Origin of the sequence: Pseudomonas coronafaciens pv. oryzae str. 1_6 (assembly GCF_000156995.2) — a bacterium.
Lineage (GTDB): Bacteria > Pseudomonadota > Gammaproteobacteria > Pseudomonadales > Pseudomonadaceae > Aquipseudomonas > Aquipseudomonas tremae.
On sequence record NZ_CP046035.1, the window covers coordinates 890,391 to 906,396 of the forward strand.

Sequence of the window (16,006 nt, forward strand, 5' to 3'; positions counted from 1 at the left end):
GGCTGCCGGGAACCGTTGCGGGTCGGATGCCACTTAGTCGGTCAATTGCTTGTACCCACTAACCACAGGGAAAACGCCCATGATGCCCTCTCAGATCACGCGCTCCTCTCATTCCTCATTACCGGACGCCGCCCCGGCGTCCTCCGATGCCGCCAGCAGCTGTGAGCAAACCCCGCAACAGGCTCGTACCACGGCCTTTGTCGCCTCCGGCGAGCTGGCCGTGGCATTTGGTCGCACTTCCGCTGTGCCGGTGCAGGACCCTGTGCGCCTGTTGTCTAATCTCCAGCGTGAACTGGGCAAGACACACCCGTCCTGGCCCGATGTTGCCCAGCTCGGGCAGGACCTCGCGGAGGTCGCCATGACTGAGCAGGGCTGGCATCAGCTGGCAAGCGAAGATCAGCAGCCAGCGCTGAAAAATGTGCTTGATCATTGCACTAAAAGTCTGTTCGATAAGCCCGGGTCCAGCGCATCCCACGCGTCGCTGGCCCAGGCCCTTGAAGGGCTCAGCACGGCGCGGCTGCATCAGTCTCTCGCCTGTTTGACCACCCGGACGCCTGCCTTGGCGCTAGCGGTCCCGGATCTGCTGGCGCTGGCCCATCTGGAACCCGAGTCTCTGGCCGCAAAGCCCACCAATGCCTTGTCGTACGCGCTCTTCAGCAGTTTCGTTCAGACGACCAAACATCGTGCGCTTGAGTTGATTAACAACCTTCAGCATCAATCCGCAGAAACCGTCGGTCTGTTGCGCTCGCATGCCGATACGCTCAAAAGCCTTGAGGGATTGCCTGGCGCCTTGCAGGCACTGACAGAAAACTGCCCGGACGTGTCTGCCCGCAACGCGCTGCAGGAGTTGGCGGAGGTGGCCGGGGAGCTGCTGCAGCAATTACGCGTACACGATCTTTTGCCGCAGTTGCAGGAAATCTCCAGTGAACCCGAAGAGGCATCAGTGCACAGTGAGGAGCCTGTCGAGCCCGCCGAGCCAAGGCTGACGCGAAGCCAGGCACTGCTTATGGCCGGCGGCAATCTGGTGCGCAAGTTCGATGCCTACGGGGCGTTGGCGCCGATGGATGACAAGGGCTTGCTGGCCCTGATGCGCACCCCGGCGCCGCACCTGTCGCCCGATCAGATGCATGCCTTTCTGAACAGGCATGTGCTCCACCTCACTCAGGAGCAGCGCAACATCGTCAGCGAAACACCATTGCCTGTCGCCTCTGAAGAAAACATCGAGGCCCAGCGCGGCATGGGGTTCGATGAAAAACTGCGGCTGGCGCTGGCCGCAGGCACGCTGGTGTTGACCGAGGAACAACTGGCCGAACTCGATGAGTTACCGAAGGCGAGTACCACGACATCCGACGTGTTGAAGCCGCTGTTGGAAAAACCATCGTCTGCGCTGACCGAGGCAGAGCACGACATGCTTGGCGCAATCGTTCAGGCCAACGCGCAGGGACAACTCGACGCCTGGCGCGCTCACAACGAAAAGTTGCCTGAGGTATTGCAGCGCTCGGGGCTGCCATCCCACGTGCGTGAGGAGTTGCTCAGCCTCAATAAAAGCATGAATGCCGAACTGGGCACGCTCAAGAATGGCGCCTCGTTGATCAGCCGCGTTGGCGCAAGCCCGGCGATGCTGCTCGCGCTGGCCCCCTTGCCTCTGGCCGTGGCGTTCGTCAGCAATGACAACTCCTACAGCTCATCGCTGGTTGCACACTACACCAAGAACGCCGTGTTCATGGCCGGCCTGATGATGAACGAGCTGACCAACGCGCGGACCAACGTCGATCACGGCCTCAACCGCTACTTCGTCACGTTGCTGTCCAACGCCATCGTGGCGCAGCCCACTTTCGCCAAAAACGAACACCTGCTGGATCAGGTCGGCTTTGGTATCGCAACGGCTGTCGCGTCCGGCGCGGCCACGCTGGGCGTGTTCAACCGCGAGTCGATTGCAGCCGCTTTCAAGATGGTGAAGAGCAAGTCAAAGCAAGACACCGGGGACGCGAACATCTCGGAAGAAGATCACCTTGCCGTGGTCAAGCACTTCGACGTCAGCGAGCATTTCGCTCAGCAGATGAAAGTGGCGACCGAGGTTTACAAGCAGGACAAAAGCATCACCGACATCATGAATTCAAGCCTGACGTATCTCGGCTCCAAGAGCAGCGAGTTCCGGGCTACATTCGAAGTCGCCGATGCCATGCGTGCAGGGCTGGAACTGCCTGCGAGCGAGCGCAAGGAGGACCCTGATTTCTACACCAAGCTGGGTCTGGTTGCTCTCACTGCGAGTATCGGTGCGGCGCTGGTGATGTTGATGAAAAGCATGGTCGGTAAAGCCGATTATGCGGCGGACGGCGCCTGGTGCGTGTCGGAGATGCTCAAACTGGCCATGAATCCCGAAGTCGATATGCAAAAGGCGGTTCAGGTCTTCAAGGAAATCGTCGGGCTTAACTTGGTGATGACGGGGTTTTTGGGCGTCAACAAAGCCTGGAATTTCCTCGACAAGGGTTTGAAAGGCTACGCCTCGGGCGCCGCAGTGCTGACCGCAGCCAACCTCACGCTGCCCGGTATGGTTGGCGAAGTGGCAGGCGCCGCAGCCGGCAAGGGGTTGAGCTACCTGACTGACAAGGGCAAGGCGGCGCACCAGGCTGGCAAGGCGGCAGCGTCCCGGGCCGGCAATTACGTCGGCATCTCACGTCTTGGGGGGGCGGTCAGCTCTCTGCAGGCTGCAATTCCCGGCAGGGTTGCCGGTGGGCAAGTAGTGGCGAGCCTCTATGACCGCTACCGGTACATGACCGGGGCGCACCCGGAGCCTGTACAGGAAACGGCTGGCGAGCCATAAGTTCTTAGCCTGAAGACTGCAGCCTGCGACCTAGGCTGCAGTCCCGCCTGGCCTCCGGCAACAATCCCTCCTTATCAATCCCCTTTTGCACTGCAAGGAGGCCTGCGTGCTGCCCACGGTTGGGCGCGTTCCAGTTGAGCTGCAAGGCTCAACAAGGTCAGTTCGTCGCCAAACCGGGCTGCGAAGTGAGAACCCAGAGGTAGCGAATCGGCTGTCCAGTAAAGAGGCACGGACATGGCCGGTTGCCCTGTCGCATTGAACAGCGCCGTGTAAGGCGAATAGCTGTGTGAAAGGGCAATGAAGTCTTGCAGCGAACGGCTGTCGTCGTCGAACGCCAGTTCTCCGAGTCGGGGTGGTGCGCGGTTGAGCGTCGGGGTGAGGACGATATCGTAATCCTCGAAGAAGCCGGCCATGGCCCGGCCCAGTGCATGCATTGATTCGACTGCCGAAATGTAGCGTGTCGCAGGCAGTTGGCCACGCTCGCGCAGAATGACGCGGGTGCGGGGCTCCAGTTCGTCCATGGCAACCGGGAAACCGCGCATTTTTCCGAGCAGCTCAAGGTAGCCCTGGGTGTGGGAGCCGATGATGTCGAACGTCGCATCGAGGAATTCAGGCAGCCTGACCGGCAGTGTCGTTGGCACAACGTAATGGCCGAGCGACTCCAGCAAGGCCGCGGTGTGCTGCAGTGCAGCTAGGGCCTCCGGTTCTGCATGCCAAGGCGAAAGGGTCGAGATCAAGGCGATTTTCAGCCGTTTGGGTTCGCGTTCTACTGCCCGCGAGAAGGAGGTTGGCGGCATGGGCGCCGCATAGGGAGCACCTGAATCAATTCCTGCGGTGGCATCGAGCAGGGCGGCGCTGTCGCCTACCGACAGGGTAATTGCATGCGCCGTTCCCAGTCCTGCCCAACCTTCACCGACCATAGGGCCTGAAGGCAACAGGCCACGCGATGGTTTGAAGCCGAATACGCCGCAGCAGGAGGCCGGCACGCGAAGGGAGCCGCCACCGTCGTTGCCATGCGCGAAGGGGATGGCGCGTGCTGCCACCAGCGCTGCGGCACCACCACTGGAGCCGCCCGCGCTGTAATCCAGATTCCACGGGTTACGGGTCGCCCCGAAACGTTGCGATTCGGTGCTGTAAGAGACGCCGAACTCAGGTGCAGTGGTGGTCCCGATCAGTTGGCATCCTGCGCGACGCAGCCGGCTGACGATTTCGCAGTCGATGTCCGAGCGGAACTCGCCCAATGCGCGTGAGCCACAGGTCATCCGCGCACCTGCCATAGGGGTGAACATGTCTTTCACGAGGGTAGGGACCCCTGCCATAACGCCCTGTCGAACGCTATTTTCGGTCGCCTGACCGCGCGCCTGTTCATAGAGCTTTTCGCAGACCGCATTCAGGCTGGGTTCTACCTGTTCGACCCGCGCGATTGCGGTTTCCAGCAGTTCACTCGGGCTCACTTCGCCTTTGCGTACCAGCGCTGCCAGGCCACGTCCATCCAGGGTATTGAATAATTCGTGCAGGTCTTTCATTGATTGCCTCCAGGAGTTAAAGCAGGTGGTCGTGATGAGTACGCCACTTAAAAACTGATGCCGGTGCGCAGCGCGACGGTGTAGCCCTCGGCCCGATTGCGGGCATCGAACTCCTTGTAGGCGTGCAGCCACACAGGAGGCAGACCGCTACCGGGTTTGAAGTAACTCACGGCGGGACCTGCGGCGATTACGCGGGCGCGGTTGCCCCGAGTCAGTCCTGGCGCGTCGTCATCCGAGAGTTGTCTGTAGTAGTAACCGCCGATGCCCAGGGTCCAGTCGCCAACGTGTTGACCCACCGCGAACTCGTGGCGATATTCGACGCCGCTGCGGTAGTCGGTGTCGGGGTTTCGCGCGTTGATATCGATCTGAAAACTGGAAGAAACCTCAAATCCGCCGGGTGAAATGTAGGTCGCATTCAGCAAGGGGGAGAGCGTCCAGTGGTTGGTTCCGGGGCTGACCAGACGGTTCTTGTCATAGTCTCCGGTAGGGGCCTGAATCATCAGTTGGGTATTGATACCGAGGCCCGGGCCAGGCGTCCATTCCAGAATAATCGGCACCACTTGCAGGTCTGCGGGACGAAAGACCGATGCGCTGTCGCTGAAGACGCGTTGACCTCCGGCGTTCACGCCCAGGTCTGCATCCATCTTGAAAAACACGGGCACTGCAGCGAAGCCATAGCGGGCGCCCAGAAACGTTTGCCCGGTCATGCGCAAGTAAGCCAGGCCGATTGCCAGAACGTTGATATGGAAATCGTTACCGCTGTTATTGCCTTTGCTGTCGGTGATGACGTTCGCCCGGTAGTTGCTGACGCGCATTCCGACGGTGCCATTGGGTGTCGACGGTGGCATGAACCCTGACCCGAAGTCGAACACCCCCGCCGCTGTGGTGGGGGCTGCGTTCTCGGTAGCGTAGGTTCCGGGCGCCAGTGCAAAGATCAGAATGACAAGTCCTGACGCTGTAAGGATCCGCTTTTTTAATGACATTGGAATGCGCCTTGTTATTTTTATGGGCGAACACGTGCCTCCCTGGCAGGGTGGCCGTTATTGAACATTTCGACGGGGGTTAAGTGCCTGACGTCAGCCGTCAGTCAAATGCAGTAACTGAGTGATCTGCGCTTTACGGGTGACACCCAGCTTGTTGTATATCTTTCTCAGGTGATGGCGGACGGTGCAGGGAGAAACACCGATCGTGCGGGCGACTTCCTTGTAGGTTTGTCCGACCGCAAAGCCTTGTGCGACCTGAAGTTCTCGCTGGCTCAACAGTTCCAGGGTGCTGCGTCGGCGAGCCGTCAGCAGTACAAGGTCGTCTATGGGTTGGGCGGTGATCTGAAGGTTCTGGCTCAGGTAGCCTTTTTCAGGGCAGACCTGTCCTGGCAGACGATTGGACGGCCTGTCAGGCCATTCCGGGTTCAGCATCGAAGAAAACGCAGGCTCCATCGAAAGCAGCACGCCGTAACGATCGCTTACGGCCATCGCCGTCTCGTCGCAGGCCCCTTGAGTTTCCCTCAGGGTGACGAGTGTTCTGAGATAACTTGCCTGTTCGGCGGCTATCAGATGCGGCATCAACCACTCGACCAAGCGTTTTTCCAGGGGTGAAAAGGGTTCACCGTCTTCCGAGCGGAACAGCGTCAAATGGACGCCCAGTTGTGTGTGAGGGTCTGTCAGCACAATGCCCAGTGCGAACGATAGATCGTAACGGCGGCCGAGTCCGGCAAGCGCTGCAGGTGCGTCTGGTGCAACACAGTGAATGACCTCACAGATGCCCCGGTTCATGTGCATTTTGCCGAGGCTGGCATCTTCGGTCTTGAGTTTCTCCCACTCGGCCGGGTAATCGGAAGACAGGCCCAGCAAAAAAGAACTGTGCTCGACAGGCCAGTTGTCACGCCAGGCAGATCGGCCCCACCAGGCCTTGTCGAATGACACCAGGGTGTTTACCTGCGCAAGCGCCTGCTGGTGAAACGTTGAGATCGATGCGCTGCGAACCCCGGTCTGTAGTTCAAGAATTACCGTGTTCAAGGCGTCTATGACCTGACAGGAAACACTGTTCAGGGATGTTATCTCGTCGACCATGCTACCCCCTTGTGTTCATTGTTATGGGTAGAGCAATCGCACGTGAACGCTGTGCGAGGCAGTGGCTCAAGTCTACCCATATTCAGGGTTTCGGCTATCGTTCAAATGTACGATGGTGGCGGGATTATTCGAACGTGCGCCTGGCAAGACAGCCTGCTAATCGAGCATGAACAACGCGTCATTGCTAAATTGCGCTTCGAACTGGCCAGGAGGCATCGGGCGGCCGAAGAGGTAGCCCTGAACTTCGTCGCAGCCGTGCTGGCGCAGGAATTCCAGTTGCTCGTGGGTTTCCACGCCCTCGGCGATGACCGAGAGGTTGAGGCTGTGGGCCATTGCAATAATGGCGCGGGCGATCTGGGCGTCCTGCTCGCCTGACGGCAGGCCGTCCACGAAGGTGCGGTCGATCTTCAGAACGTCGATCGGGAACTGCTTGAGGTAATTCAGTGATGAATAGCCTGTGCCGAAATCGTCCACAGCGATGCTCAACCCGAGGTTTTTCAGGCCATCAAGGATGTGCATCGCTTCCTCGACTTCGCGCATCAGGATGCTCTCGGTCAACTCCAGCTCCAGGCAGGCGGGTGACAGCCCCGTCTGCTCCAGAATGCCGGCAATACGTTTGCCGAGCTGGCCGTCCGAAAACTGTCGCGCCGAGATGTTGACTGACACTTTGGGGACTCGCACCCGGGCCTGATGCCAGTGCTTGAGCTGCCGACAGGCCTCAGCGAGTACCCAGTCGCCGACTTCGACGACCAGCCCGAGCTCTTCGAGCACCGGGATGAAGTCGTTCGGCGGGACCAGCCCGCGGCGTGGATGACGCCAGCGCAGCAAAGCTTCTGCGCCGGTCAGACGTTTGCCATCGCCACTGAACTGCGGCTGGTAATAAAGGGTGAATTCCTGTTGTTCCAGCGCGTGACGCAGATCGCTTTCCAGTTCCAGGCGTTCAAGCGCCGTCGCGTTCATGTCCGCCTGATAGAACTGGAAGTTGTTCTTGCCGCACTCTTTGGCGTGGTACATCGCCGTGTCGGCGTTCTTCATCAGTTGGCTCAGCTCATTGCCGTCCTGTGGGCTGAGCGCGATGCCGATACTCGCGGTCACGAAAAACTCCCGGCCTTCAAGCACAAACGGAGTCACCAGGCTGGTCAGGATCCGCTCTGCAACATGAATGGCGCGGTTCAGCGCAGCTTCGCGAGTGATTGCCGGTTGCAGCAGCAACGTGAACTCATCGCCGCCCATGCGTGCGACGGTGTCATCAATGTCTACACAGGCAAGCAGACGGGTGGCCATTTCCTGAAGCATCCGGTCGCCTGCGGCGTGGCCCAGGGAATCATTGATCGGCTTGAAACGGTCAAGGTCGAGGAACATCAGCACCACCCACGCCTTCTGGCGTTCGGCCTGCTGCAGCGCTGAATGCAGCCGGTCCTGAAAGAGCGTGCGATTGGGCAGATGGGTCAGTGCATCGTAATAGGCCAGACGATGGATACGGTCCTCACTGGCCTTGCGTTCGCTGATATCACTGAAAAAACACACGTAACTCGCCAGGTCGCCTTCATCATCGACAACGGCCGTTATACCGACCCAGGCCGGATAATGTTCACCGTTACGTCTTCTCAGCCGGATCTCACCCTCCCAGGTGCCGCGACCGTCCAACTGCTTGAGGATATGGCGCATTTGCGCTTCCTGCTCGGTCTCTACAGTGAGCATGCCGGGCAACTGATCGAGTACCTGAGCCACCTCATAGCCGCTGACGCGGGTGAAGGCTTCGTTGGCCTGGACGATATAGCCCGCCGGGTCGGTGATGAGGATTGCCGATGTCGAATGTTCGAATACCGTGGCGGCCATGCGCAGGTCCTTCTCGGCGCGGCGCTGTTGGCTGATGTCCCTGCCGACGCCGAAGATACCCTCGAAGTGACCGTGCTCATCCCATACCAGCACGACGCGCAGCTCCACCGGGATCTTGCGACCGTCGGCGCGCAGGCAGTCGAACACAAACATCCGGGTGGTCACTTCATCACGCAGCCTGGCCAGTTCCCGAGGTTTTTTGAGTACCTTGCCGATCCTGCTCATCAGGGCGTCGAAGCCAGCCAGTTGCTGACGGTTGGCCAGTACTGCCGACCAGCCATTCTGGACAATCCAGTCGGCGCTGTAGCCCAGGGCACGTTCTACGGAAGGGCTTACGTAGTTGATGTCCAGCAGGCCATCTGTGGAAAAGATCACGTCGCTGATGCTTTCGGCGAGCATGCGATAACGCTGTTCGCTGTCACGCAGCGACTGGCTGGATGCCACCTGCTCGGTGATGTCCTTGGCAATGCCGATGATGCGCGTGACCCGATGCTCTGAGTCCCAGGCCAATGCCTGCTCGCGCACATCGAAACTACGCCAGTTGTTCTGGCTATCGCGAAAGCGCAATACGCTTTGCAGCAGCTCGTTATGGCCATGATGGCGTTGACGCAGTCGCATGTCCTGATAGCTTTTGGCGTCCTCCGGATGTAACAGGACCTCCCAGAAAAACTCGCCCATGGCGCGTAGTTCCGGCGCGCTGTACCCCAGCGTGTGGCCAAAATGATGGTTGCTGTAGATCATACGCTGGCTGAGTACGTCCTGAACGTACAGGTGATCCGGCACGGTCCGGACCACATCGGACCAGAAGCTTTCGCGATCCTGCAGCGACAGCTCTACCTGTTTGCGGCTGGTGATGTCGCCGATACTGAGAATTACTGCATCGAAGTCACTGCGAGCTTCGGGCAGGCGCATGACCAGCCAGAGATGCTGATCCTCGCCGCTGGCGCGGGGCAGGCATATTTCCAGCTCCAGCCGCGATTGTCTGGCGAGTACAGCATGAATCACCTGGACGCCGATGCCGCGGCGGAAACGCGGTTCGCCTTCGATCAATTGCTGCCAGGCCTGTTCGCTGCTCTCTATTTCCAGCAGGCCCAGAGCCACTTCATTGACTTCATTGATGCGCAACTGCTGTAACAGCCGTTTCAGCGACGCAGGCTGACTTTTGAGCAGAACCTCGAAGTCTTCGCCAGTGCTGACCTGAAGCGCCTCGAGTTGCTCCTGAAGGCCGGACATGTCCATCACACAGATCGCGACACCTGCGCCTTCGAAGATGTCTCGGTAACGGCGACGGCTTTGCATCATCTGGCGCTGACGCCTGCGCAGGCTGATCAGTGCGATCAGCGGCAGAATCGACAGCAGCAGGCCGATCAGGCATTTACCTATCAATGGCGTCAGCAGATCGTTGCGGGCCTTGTAGGCATCGTACATGCCCCGCAGTTGCCAGTCACTGTTGCTGAGCGGTTGCAGCAGAACAGTTTCGGACAGGCCGCTGTCCGCCTCGTTGGAGGGCAGTGGCTCGCGCAGAATCACCCTTTGGGTCTTGCGCTGCTCCAGGCGCCAGGCGTACTGAAAGTTCTGACCTGGCTGGCTTGCCAGATCCTTCAGGGCTTCCGGGGCCATGCGCAATACCCAGTAGTAGCCGTTGGCGTCGCTACCCTGGCGAATCAGCGCGTAAACCTGTGTGCTGTCGTCAGTGCTGGTATAGAAGTAGGGCCGACCGAGCGCCTGTTTCATCGCCTGTTTGAGAAATTCTCCGTCCCGGGACGCTTCGGCGCTGTCACTGACGACGGCTCCGCTCATGTTCAGACGGGCGAAGCTGCGCAGCGCGGGCAGGGCTGTACGCAGGTGCGCCAGCGTTGCCGACTGCCCCAGCAGTTCCCCGGAAGCCTGGGCCTCGTCCAGCAGGTTCATGGCGATCTGCGCCTTGAGCGCCATGTTCAGGCTCAATCGGTCGGAGAGCTGGACGCTGTAGTCCAGACTACGTTGACGCTGACGCTCCTGCGTCTGATGGAACTGCTCGATCAACTGCCACAGCAACAGCGCCAGCATTACCAGCACCAACGCTGCCAGCGCACCTTTCACTGACCCACGCAGAGGCCTGGTCGTACTTTCCGGAGCGACATTGGGTGACGGCGAAGGTGCTGTAGTGGGCAAATCGTTGTTCCTGATTGCTGGACTGACGCGGTGGTGCTTTATAGTAAACAGGTCGGTTGCCCGAGGGGCGGCTAGCATGCCCTTAGTTATGGCAGAGTGCCAGCCTTTTGGGGGCGGATTGTTTGCCCTGCGGCCTGCATTCCGGTAGCTTTGCGCAACGCGCGTTACCCGCAGACTCCTGCATGAGTGACCCCACTTTTTGCACTATCGACCCGGCTTTATAATTGCCTGCACTGCCCCAATCTGTTTATGCCTTGTCTGATTCAAGGCGCGGAACGGTCAGGCGGCAAGTTTCAAGGACAAATAAAGCTTTTTTCGACCGGAGCTTTAAGCTCGTTGCCCAAATCGGTCTTCATCACAGACGCTAGGTTTTCATTCCATGGCTCAATACGTCTACACCATGCATCGGCTGAGCAAAGTTGTGCCGCCGAAGCGTGAAATCCTGAAAAACATTTCTCTGTCTTTCTTTCCAGGCGCCAAGATCGGCGTGCTGGGCCTTAACGGTTCGGGCAAGTCCACGCTGCTGAAGATCATGGCAGGCGTCGACACCGAATTTGATGGCGAAGCTCGCCCGATGCCGGAACTCAATGTGGGTTATCTGCCACAAGAGCCGCAACTTGATCCGAACAAGACGGTTCGTGAAGTCGTGGAAGAGGCGGTCAGCGTCATCAAGGATGCGCAGGCGCGTCTTGATCAGGTGTATGCCGAGTACGCCGAGCCGGATGCCGATTTCGACAAGCTGGCGGCCGAGCAGGCCAAGCTCGAATCCATCCTGCAAGCCAGCGACGGTCACAACCTGGAGCGCCAGCTGGAAGTGGCGGCCGATGCGTTGCGCCTGCCAGCCTGGGACGCGAAGGTTTCGGTTCTGTCAGGTGGTGAAAAGCGCCGCGTGGCACTGTGCCGTCTGCTTTTGTCTGCGCCGGACATGCTGCTGCTCGACGAACCGACCAACCACCTGGACGCCGATTCCGTCGCCTGGCTGGAGCACTTCCTGCACGACTTCCCGGGCACCGTGGTAGCGATCACGCACGACCGTTACTTCCTGGATAACGTGGCTGGCTGGATTCTGGAACTTGACCGTGGCGCGGGCATTCCTTATGAGGGCAACTATTCTGGCTGGCTTGAAGCCAAGTCCGATCGTCTGGCCCAGGAATCCAAGCAGCAGACCGCCCATGAAAAGGCCATGAAAGACGAGCTGGAGTGGGTCCGCAAGGGCGCCAAGGCGCGCCAGTCCAAATCCAAGGCACGTCTGCAACGCTTCGAAGAAATGCAGTCGCAGGAATTCCAGAAGCGCAGCGAGACCAACGAGATCTACATCCCTGCCGGTCCGCGTCTGGGCGACAAGGTCATCGAATTCAAGAACGTCACCAAGGGTTACGGCGACCGCGTGTTGATCGACAACCTGTCGTTCAGCATGCCTAAAGGCGCCATCGTCGGCGTTATCGGTGGTAACGGTGCCGGTAAGTCGACCCTGTTCCGCATGCTGATGGGCAAGGAACAGCCGGATTCGGGCAGCATCGAAGTCGGCGAGACCGTGCAACTGGCCTGTGTCGACCAGAGCCGTGACGATCTGGACGGCAGCAAGTCGGTATTCCAGGCTGTTTCCGACGGTTCCGATGTGATCCGTATCGGCAACTACGAAATTCCGTCGCGTACCTACGTTGGTCGGTTCAACTTCAAGGGTGGCGATCAGCAGAAGTTCGTCAAGGACCTGTCCGGTGGTGAGCGCGGTCGTCTGCACCTGGCGTTGACGCTGAAGGAGGGTGGCAACGTCCTGCTGCTCGACGAACCGTCCAACGACCTCGACGTGGAAACCCTGCGTTCGCTGGAGGAAGCGCTGCTCGACTTCCCGGGCGCTGCCATTGTGATCTCTCACGATCGGTGGTTCCTGGACCGCGTGGCCACGCACATTCTGGCGTACGAAGACGACTCACAGGCGATCTTCTTCGAAGGCAACTACACCGAGTACGAAGCCGACCGCAAGAAGCGTCTGGGCGAAGCAGCGGCTCAACCGCACCGCGTTCGGCACAAAAAACTGGCCTGATCAGCGTTCAGGCATGCGCCGCTCCCGACCGGGAGCGGCGCTGTTTTGAAGGGTCATTCTTCGGTTTCGATCAGCAGCACTTCAATCGAAAGATCCCCTGCCGGCCGCTGCCACACCACCTCGTCACCCTGGCGGGCGCCAATCAATGCACGACCCAGTGGTGAGCCCCAGTTGATGAGCCCGTTGGCTGCATCAGCCTGATCTTCCCCGACCAGATGCACCCGCTGGCGATTGTCGTCTTCATCGGCGAAAGTCACCCAACTGCCAATCTGCACCTTGTCGGTCGAGACCGCGGGCGCGACCACCTGTGCGCTTTGCAAGCGCTGGTTGAAGTAACGCAGATCGCGTTCAATGTCGGCCAGTCGCTGTTTGTCGAAGTCGTCTCCCAAGGCACTTTGCGCACTGTGCTGGGCTTGCAGGGTGCTCACGTGTTCATGCAACAGCTGCAGACCGAGTGCGGTGACGTAATTGGTCTGCTCGCTGACCAGCCGTTCTATCGGTTGTTCGGCATCGGCGGCAGCGTTGTCTTCGTTTACAAAAGCGCGACTCATGAAGTGTCCTCCCTAATAGAGGTTAGGCCACGCGTGCAGGTTATTGGTTTCGTCGGATTTCCAGTCTGTCCGCGAGTCAGTTTGGACGATAGGCCTTGGCGGCGCTGCGGGTCTTTTCCTGTTCCCAGGCACGATCACGATCATTGAGGATCTGCCCGGGGTAGAAGCGGTCGCGGTTGTTCTGGGCGGCCTGACACTGGCGAAAACCATCCGTCCAGCCTTCGGCGTAGAGTTTTTCCTTCAGGTAACGAGGTACGTTCTTTCTGAAAAGCCCGGTGCTGGCGCCTGCCGCTTCACGGCCGCTGCCACAACCGTCCTGGTACCCGTCGGCAAAACCGGGTGGATAACCCTCGGCCAGCATCTGGTCACGGGTGGACTGACAACCCGCCAGCACAATGGCCAGCGACAACAACAGCCAAAACCGCTTCATGATGGTTTCCTCTTCTTATTGGAGGAGTCTAGAAGCAAATGTGTGAGTTATTTGTAAAAGCGACGTAGGGAATGTGTCAGGTGATCACGCTTTCATCGCCCCAGGCGCGATGAAAGCGTTTTAGCAGCCGAGTCAGTAGTGATACCACTTCACTTCAAGCATTACTTCGTTCTGCGGCGAACTCATCTGGCTGAATTCGCGTTGTGCGCTGAGGCGCAAGCCCAGGTTGCGGGACAGCTCCCATTGCTGATTGAGGCTGACGCTGCGGCGTACTTCACCATTGGTGAAATAATCGCCCTTGGCTTCCAGGCTCAGGTTGCCAAGCGGGTTGCGCCACAGCACGCCGGTATTGAAGCCGGCAGCGGGGGAGATGAACTCGGCGAAGTCGTTGTTGTGCTCTACGCGCACCGTACCCAGTGCAAAGCCGAGCACTTCGTCGGCCAGTTGCCAGGTTCCGCCGCCACCACCGTTGACATGGCTGACGAGGTTTTCATCGCCATGCTTGCCGAGCACCCGTTCGAGCCCGCCAGTGACCTGCCATGACCACGGCTTGAGCAGCTCGGTGCGCGGCGTCAGCGAGCGAATGGTCGCCAGATCCAGTTGCTGAACCTGCCAGTCGTTGCCCTCGTATTGGCGAACCTTGAGTTGCAGTATCTCGATCTGTGCGCCCAGCGGGAAGCCGTAAGCGTTGTCGTTGAGGTCGTGGTAGGCCATGCGCAGGCCGTACTCGGCAAAAGCTTTGTCGCCGCGTGTACCGGCGCCCAGTTGCCAGGTGCGCGACTCATGGCCTTCTTCCGGCAGACCGGGACGCTGGATATCCAGTTGTGGCGGCGGGTTCTGGTTGATCGCCTGCAGCAACTCGAAACTGCGTTGCGAGCGCTGTGTGTCGCGCTCAAGCCCGTTGGCGCGATAACGCTCCAGGCGATAGGCCGCATCCTGAATCAGCGCACGGCGCTCTTTGGGCTGGGCCATATACTGGCTATCCTGCAACTGCTTTTGATCGGCGCTGACCTTCAACACCCACTGCTGTTCGTCGGCATCGAGCGGCGCCGCACGGCTCAGCAGTTCGCGCTCGCGGGACGGGCGATAGTCGATTTTTTCGACCAGCCCGGCGGCCTTGATGGCTTTGACGGTGTCGGTAGGGATTGCGGTCAATTCGAACTGGTCGGTCAGATGCAGCCCCGGGCGTGCAACCTGCAGCAATTCCAGCAGACGATAGGAGCAGTTTTCATCGAAGAAAAAGTAGCTGAAGCGGATCTGCTTCAGTTCCCATACGTGCTCGACCATGCGCCCGGTTTCTTCCGGGGTCAGGTTCAGCCGGTATTCCCACAAGTCGCGGTTTTCCAGGCTGCGGTACTCGGACAGCTTCTCCTGGTAAGGGACCAGTGCAAACAGCCCCGGATAGCCGCCCGCCAAGCCTTTCCAGGCATACAGAATGCTGTTGTCCATGCCTTCTATGTAGGCACCGAAGTTGATCGCATAGCTCAACAGTGTGGTGTTGTTGGTTTTCGCGCTGGCCGGGTCGATGCGCAGCAGCGTGTGGCCGAACATGGAGGACGGGCTGTTGAGGTAGGCCGCCGGGAAAATCAGCACGGTGCTGTCCGGGGCCACGTCCTTGTACCAAGCCTTGAACTCCTTGCATTCCGGGGTCGGCAGGCCGGTCAGGTGCAACTGATCGCGCAGCCAGCGGGTTCGGGCCGGGTACACGCACTGGGCGTGGTTCTGCTCATCGGTGACTGGCGCGTAAATAGCGTCCAGGGTTGCGCTCAGCTCTGCCTGCGGGTCATGAGCACCGTCGGCGGCGAGGAAGAATTTGGGGTCGGTCACGTAACTGCGCCAGCCGCCGAGCTTGCCAGCCTCGTAGTGGCCCAGTGAAATCCAGAATGGCTCGTTGGCCAGTTGCTGCAAACGGTCGGCGGGTGCATGAGGGGCCGCAGACAAGGGGGCACAGACAAACAGCGTCAGCGATACAAGACGTTTGAGCATAGAGGGCAACTAGTCAGGAAGGAGGAGCCCGCCTCTCACGAAAGAGAGGCGGGCGAACGACTTTAAGCCTGGGTAGCGTACTTGGCCAGGGTCGGATCGTTTTTCAGAACGTTGACAGTGTTGGTGTGAACGTCTTCAGCGGTGGCGTCGGCCTTGCTGAAGATTTGCGAGAAGTGTTCGTGAGTGACGGCCGCGAAATGCTCGCGGTCTTCAGGCGCAACGCCCAATACCACGGCGTAGGTGGTCAGCGCTTCGCCCTGACCCATCGCCATGTCCTTGGAGAGTTCGTCCATCATGCCATTCATGGCAAGCCAGGATTTACCACCGTAGGTCAGTGCGCCATTGGTGGAGCAGCCGTTGGTGCCGGAGGTCATGCCGAACGTGGCGTTACCCGAAGTGCCGTTGGTGGTCGAAGCCAGGAAGTGAGCTGGAGTGCCGCGCTGGCCTTCAAACAACATGTTGCCCCAACCGCAGTCAGGACCGCCTGGAGCTTGTGCCATAGCGTTGATGGATACAGCGGCGAAGAGCGTTCCAAGAAGAATCCGTTTCATAGCTTTTTCTCTTTTTAGTTCAGCCAAGGGTC

The 16,006-nt window shown here is 59.4% G+C and carries 10 protein-coding genes; 2 read left to right on the forward strand and 8 right to left on the reverse strand.

The genetic code is table 11. From position 1 onward, the window contains the following. Positions 1–82: 82 nt before the first annotated feature. Positions 83–2,824 (forward strand): HopW family type III effector protein, encoded by a 2,742-nt coding sequence (locus POR16_RS03940; RefSeq protein WP_162010122.1) that lies wholly within the window; start codon positions 83–85, stop codon positions 2,822–2,824. A 74-nt stretch (positions 2,825–2,898) separates the two neighbouring features. Here the strand turns inward: POR16_RS03940 and POR16_RS03945 are convergent, their stop codons facing one another. The 4 genes from POR16_RS03945 to POR16_RS03960 form a co-directional block, all read right to left on the reverse strand. After that, entirely contained in the window at positions 2,899–4,350 is a 1,452-nt protein-coding gene (locus POR16_RS03945) for an amidase (protein WP_005894289.1), read from the reverse strand. A 47-nt stretch (positions 4,351–4,397) separates the two neighbouring features. Next, entirely contained in the window at positions 4,398–5,333 is a 936-nt protein-coding gene (locus POR16_RS03950) for a SphA family protein (protein ID WP_042932739.1), read from the reverse strand. A 93-nt stretch (positions 5,334–5,426) separates the two neighbouring features. Next, entirely contained in the window at positions 5,427–6,419 is a 993-nt protein-coding gene (locus POR16_RS03955; RefSeq protein ID WP_005894287.1) for a response regulator transcription factor, read from the reverse strand. A gap of 156 nt (positions 6,420–6,575) precedes the next feature. Further along, positions 6,576–10,412 (reverse strand): sensor domain-containing protein, encoded by a 3,837-nt coding sequence (locus POR16_RS03960; RefSeq protein WP_042932738.1) that lies wholly within the window; start codon positions 10,410–10,412, stop codon positions 6,576–6,578. A gap of 379 nt (positions 10,413–10,791) precedes the next feature. On the opposite strand from POR16_RS03960, the gene ettA reads away from it, so the two are divergent. Beyond that, positions 10,792–12,456: an energy-dependent translational throttle protein EttA gene (gene ettA, locus POR16_RS03965; RefSeq protein ID WP_003399986.1), complete on the forward strand. Its 1,665-nt coding sequence runs from the start codon at positions 10,792–10,794 to the stop codon at positions 12,454–12,456. A gap of 53 nt (positions 12,457–12,509) precedes the next feature. Here ettA and POR16_RS03970 read toward each other — a convergent pair whose 3' ends face one another. From POR16_RS03970 to POR16_RS03985, 4 genes are all read right to left on the reverse strand, one after another. Further along, positions 12,510–13,007 carry a GreA/GreB family elongation factor gene (locus POR16_RS03970; RefSeq protein ID WP_122381231.1) on the reverse strand — a complete coding sequence of 166 codons (498 nt, stop codon included), beginning with the start codon at positions 13,005–13,007 and terminating at the stop codon, positions 12,510–12,512. Positions 13,008–13,083: 76 nt separating this feature from the next. Further along, positions 13,084–13,437 carry a lipoprotein gene (locus POR16_RS03975; RefSeq protein ID WP_005894284.1) on the reverse strand — a complete coding sequence of 118 codons (354 nt, stop codon included), beginning with the start codon at positions 13,435–13,437 and terminating at the stop codon, positions 13,084–13,086. A gap of 132 nt (positions 13,438–13,569) precedes the next feature. After that, positions 13,570–15,423, reverse strand: coding sequence for an Lnb N-terminal periplasmic domain-containing protein (locus tag POR16_RS03980; RefSeq protein ID WP_122381232.1), 1,854 nt, complete (start codon positions 15,421–15,423; stop codon positions 13,570–13,572). A gap of 62 nt (positions 15,424–15,485) precedes the next feature. Then, the gene (locus POR16_RS03985) at positions 15,486–15,974 is read right to left on the reverse strand and encodes a DUF3015 domain-containing protein (protein WP_002555221.1); all 489 of its coding nucleotides are present in this window, start codon (positions 15,972–15,974) and stop codon (positions 15,486–15,488) included. Between the last annotated feature and the right edge of the window lie 32 nt (positions 15,975–16,006).